This is a genomic window from Yoonia sp., assembly GCF_030731595.1.
In the GTDB taxonomy this organism is placed as follows: domain Bacteria; phylum Pseudomonadota; class Alphaproteobacteria; order Rhodobacterales; family Rhodobacteraceae; genus Yoonia.
The window spans coordinates 1-4,869 of sequence record NZ_JANQTS010000049.1 but is presented as its reverse complement, the minus strand read 5'-3'; the positions used below and the strand labels follow the sequence as shown (position 1 = coordinate 4,869).

The following is a 4,869-nucleotide window of genomic DNA, read 5'->3' as shown; positions in this document are numbered from 1 at the left end:
GTTTCGGCCTTGATGGCGGCGAAAGCCTGATCCCCGCGATGGAGCAGATCATCAAGCGCGGCGGTCAGCTAGGCATTGACGAAATCATCATCGGCATGCCCCACCGCGGGCGTTTGTCGGTGCTGGCGAACGTGATGGAAAAACCCTACCGCGCGATTTTCAACGAATTCCAAGGTGGGTCTTTCAAACCCGAAGATGTGGACGGGTCAGGCGACGTGAAATATCACCTGGGTGCCTCCTCCGACCGTGCGTTTGATGACAACTCGGTTCACCTGTCCCTGACGGCGAATCCTTCGCACCTTGAAGCGGTGAACCCCGTCGTGCTGGGCAAGGTCCGCGCCAAGCAGGACCAGAAGAACGACAAGGACCGCACCCGCGTCATGGCGATCCTGTTGCATGGCGATGCGGCCTTTGCGGGTCAGGGCGTTGTGGCCGAAGGCTTCGGTCTGTCCGGCCTCAAGGGGCACCGGACCGGCGGTACGATGCATATCGTGGTGAACAACCAGATCGGTTTCACGACCGCCCCGCACTTCAGCCGCTCCAGCCCCTACCCCACCGATATCGCGCTGATGGTCGAGGCGCCTATTTTCCACGTCAACGGCGACGATCCCGAGGCCGTGGTCCATGCCGCCCGTGTGGCGACCGAATTCCGCCAGAAGTTTCACAAGGATGTGGTGCTGGATATCATCTGCTACCGCCGCTTTGGTCACAACGAAGGCGACGAGCCGATGTTCACCAACCCGGTCATGTACAACAAGATCAAAAAGCAAAAGACGACGCTGACGCTTTACACCGAACGGCTGGTCAAAGACGGGCTGATCCCTGAAGGCGAGATCGAAGACATGAAGGCCGCCTTTCAGGCGCACCTGAACGAGGAGTTCGAGGCCGGCAAGAACTTCAAACCCAACAAGGCCGACTGGCTGGATGGCAAGTGGTCCCATCTGGATCGCAAGGACGACAACTATCAGCGCGGAGTGACTGCGATAGAGGATGCGACCTTCAACGCAATCGGCGAAGCCTTGTCCAAAGCGCCCGAAAACTTTGCGCTGCACAAGACCGTCGCACGCCTGCTGGAAAGCAAGGCGCAGATGTTCGAAACCGGCGAAGGCATTGATTGGGCAACAGGCGAGGCGCTGGCCTTCGGGTCACTGCTGACCGAAGGCTATCCGGTACGCCTGTCCGGTCAGGATTGTACGCGCGGCACATTCAGCCACCGCCATTCGGGTCTGATCAATCAAGACAACGAAGACCGCTACTACCCTCTCAACCACATCCGCGAGGGGCAGGCCCAGTATGAGGTCATCGACAGCATGCTGTCGGAATATGCAGTGCTTGGCTTTGAATACGGCTATTCACTTGCCGAACCCAACGCGCTGACCCTGTGGGAGGCGCAGTTTGGTGATTTCGCCAATGGCGCGCAGATCATGTTCGACCAGTTCATCAGTTCCGGCGAAAGCAAATGGCTGCGGATGTCCGGCCTCGTCTGCCTTCTGCCGCACGGGTACGAAGGACAGGGCCCCGAACATTCCTCGGCCCGTCTGGAACGGTTCCTGACCATGTGCGGCGGCGACAACTGGATCGTGGCCAACTGCACGACACCGGCCAACTACTTCCACCTGCTGCGCCGCCAGTTGCACCGGACCTATCGCAAACCGCTGATCCTGATGACGCCCAAGTCATTGTTGCGGCACAAGATGGCCGTGTCCAAGCGCGAAGAATTCACCGTTGGATCATCTTTCCACCGCGTTCTCTGGGACGATGCGCAGCACGGCAATTCCGACACCAAACTGGTCGCGGATGACAAGATTAAGCGCGTGGTTATGTGTTCGGGCAAAGTCTACTACGACCTGCTGGAAGAACGCGATGCACGCGGGATCACGGATGTCTACCTGCTCCGCTTCGAACAATTCTATCCCTTCCCGGCACAATCCGCCGTCAAGGAACTCGAGCGGTTCAAGAACGCCGAAATGGTCTGGTGTCAGGAGGAACCGCGCAATCAAGGCGCATGGTCCTTTATCGAACCCAATATCGAATGGGTGCTGACACGGATCGGCGCCAAACACACACGGCCTGTCTATGCAGGGCGCGCGGCCTCGGCCAGCCCTGCCACCGGCCTTGCCAGCAAACATAAAGCAGAACAAGCAGCCCTCGTGAACGATGCGCTGACCATCGAAGGAACAAAGCAATGAGCACCGAAGTCCGCGTCCCCACCCTTGGCGAATCCGTGACCGAGGCCACTGTCGCCACATGGTTCAAGAAACCGGGCGATGCTGTGGCCGTCGACGAAATGCTCTGCGAGCTGGAAACCGACAAGGTCACAGTCGAGGTGCCAAGCCCCGTCGCTGGCACCCTGTCCGAAATCGTGGCCGCCGAAGGCGAAACCGTGGGCGTTGACGCATTGCTGGCGCAGATCGCCGAAGGCGACGCCGCCCCCGCACCCAAAGCGGAAACGCCGAAAGAAGAACCCAAAGCAGAGGCTGAGGCCCCCGCACCCCAAACAAAGGGAAGGGACGTTGAAGACGCCCCGTCAGCCAAAAAACTGATGGCCGAGAATAACCTGTCGGACGTGCAAGGCACCGGCAAAGACGGGCGCGTGATGAAAGAGGACGTGCTGAATGCTTTGGCCGCCCCTGCCCCTGCGCCGGTCGCCACACCACGCGCACCCGTATCTGCAAATCAGGCCGACCGCGAAGAGCGGGTGAAGATGACCCGTCTGCGCCAGACCATCGCCAAGCGTTTGAAAGACAGCCAGAACACCGCCGCCATGCTGACCACCTATAACGAGGTCGACATGACCGAGGTGATGGCCCTGCGCGACGAATACAAAGACCTGTTCTTGAAGAAACACGGCGTAAAACTGGGCTTTATGTCTTTCTTCACCAAGGCCTGCGTGCATGCGCTGAACGAAGTGCCAGAGGTCAACGCCGAAATCGACGGTACCGACATCGTCTACAAGAACTATGTCAACATGGGGATCGCTGCGGGTACACCCACGGGCCTTGTGGTGCCGGTGATTAACGACGCCGACCAGATGTCATTCGCGGCCATTGAAAAGGCCATTGCCGCCATGGGTGCCAAAGCCCGCGACGGCAAACTGAGCATGGCCGAAATGCAAGGCGGCACCTTCACGATCTCGAACGGTGGCGTCTACGGCTCGCTCATGTCCTCGCCCATCCTGAACCCCCCGCAGTCGGGTATCCTTGGGATGCACAAAATCCAGGACCGCCCGATGGCGATCGGCGGGCAGGTCGTGATCCGCCCGATGATGTATCTGGCGCTGTCCTACGACCACCGGATCGTGGATGGCAAAGGGGCGGTGACGTTCCTTGTGCGGGTGAAAGAAGCGCTCGAGGACCCTCGGCGTTTGTTGATGGACCTCTAATGCAACAGAGGGCGGCGCACGGACCTCGGGGTGGGCGCTGCGACGTGGAAACTTGGCAAATCATGGCATGTAAATGCGACGATGCGGCAAGTTGCTCCGCCGCAAAAGCGCCCTCCACGTGGGGGAGGACCGGGCGCTACCCGGCAGGCCGGGCGGATTTATTGCTAGTGGATCGCATCTTCAAGATATAAACGGCAAGGTAAATTCACATACGTTACTGTGACACAAAGGAATTCCTATGACTCCCGAACTCCAATACCTCGTTTACGGCGTCATTCTCCTGATCGCCCATACGCTGGTCCAAGCCACTTTCAGCGATCTGAGCAAAGGCCTTGGCTGGGCACTCGGTCCGCAGGACGAAAAACGCGACCAGAATGTCGTCGCCGCCCGCATCGAACGGGCACTGCGCAACTATCTGGAAACCTTCCCGGCCTTTATCGCCCTCGCGCTGATCCTATCCGTGACCGGACTGGGCAACGCCACATCCGCACTTGGTGCAGCAGTCTGGTTCTGGGCGCGTATCGCTTACATTCCCGCCTATGCCTCCGGCGTCCCGCTGATCCGCTCCGTCGCGTGGTTCGCATCCCTCTTTGGTCTAGCCATGATGATCGTGCCGTTGTTCTGATATGACCCCCGAACTCACAGTCCTTGCCCTCGCGGGCCTCCTCCAAGGCGTGCAATACGTCCTTATGGCCGTCCCTGCCAATATCGAACTGGGCGTGGCCAAGACATTGTCGCCGCGTGATCCCGCCCGCCTTGGTCAGCCGCTGCTTGATCAGGTCAGCCCCAAGACGGGCCGCCTTTTTCGCGCGCTCAACAACCATTTCGAAGGGCTGATCCTGTTCACTCTTGCCGTGGTCGTCGTCACTTTGGGTGACAAGGGCACCGGCCTGACCGCCGCCTGCGCTTGGACCTATCTCGGCGCCCGGATCCTTTATGTCCCCGCCTATTACTTCGGCCTTGCCCCTTGGCGGTCGCTGATCTGGGCGGTGGGATTCCTCGCAACCCTGCTGATGATAGTGTCAGCGCTGATTTGAAATTGTACGTACAGGTTCTGTACAGCTTCTGTACTGAATCTTGCACCTGATAGGAGACCCCCATGTCCAGCTATGATGTCATCGTAATCGGTGCCGGCCCCGGCGGCTATGTCTGCGCCATTCGCTGCGCCCAACTGGGCATGAAAGTGGCTTGCGTCGAAGGCCGCGCCACGCTTGGCGGCACCTGCCTGAACGTGGGCTGCATACCTTCCAAGGCGATGCTGCACGCGACCCATATGCTGCACGAGGCGGAACATAATTTCGCCTCTATGGGCCTGAAGGGCAAAGCCCCGTCGGTCGACTGGAAACAGATGCTGACCTATAAGGACGAAACGATTGCCCAGAACACTGGTGGCATTGAATTTCTGTTCAAAAAGAACAAGGTAGACTGGATAAAAGGCTGGGCCAGCATCCCCGCAGCGGGCAAGGTCAAGGTCGGTGACGACGTCC

At 59.3% G+C, this 4,869-nt stretch carries 5 protein-coding genes; all 5 read left to right on the top strand.

Going from position 1 to position 4,869, the window contains the following annotated elements:
- A partial coding sequence (locus NWQ23_RS04875) for a 2-oxoglutarate dehydrogenase E1 component (protein WP_306165128.1) occupies positions 1-2,189 on the top strand: 2,189 nt, incomplete at its 5' end.
- The gene (gene odhB / locus NWQ23_RS04870; RefSeq protein WP_306165127.1) at positions 2,186-3,382 is read left to right on the top strand and encodes a 2-oxoglutarate dehydrogenase complex dihydrolipoyllysine-residue succinyltransferase; all 1,197 of its coding nucleotides are present in this window, start codon (positions 2,186-2,188) and stop codon (positions 3,380-3,382) included. The genes NWQ23_RS04875 and odhB, both read left to right, overlap by 4 nt.
- A gap of 238 nt (positions 3,383-3,620) precedes the next feature.
- Positions 3,621-4,007, top strand: coding sequence for an MAPEG family protein (locus NWQ23_RS04865; RefSeq protein ID WP_306165126.1), 387 nt, complete (start codon positions 3,621-3,623; stop codon positions 4,005-4,007).
- A gap of 1 nt (position 4,008) precedes the next feature.
- Positions 4,009-4,419, top strand: coding sequence for an MAPEG family protein (locus tag NWQ23_RS04860; protein ID WP_306165125.1), 411 nt, complete (start codon positions 4,009-4,011; stop codon positions 4,417-4,419).
- A gap of 62 nt (positions 4,420-4,481) precedes the next feature.
- On the top strand, positions 4,482-4,869 hold a 388-nt coding region (locus NWQ23_RS04855), incomplete at its 3' end, for an FAD-dependent oxidoreductase (protein ID WP_306165124.1).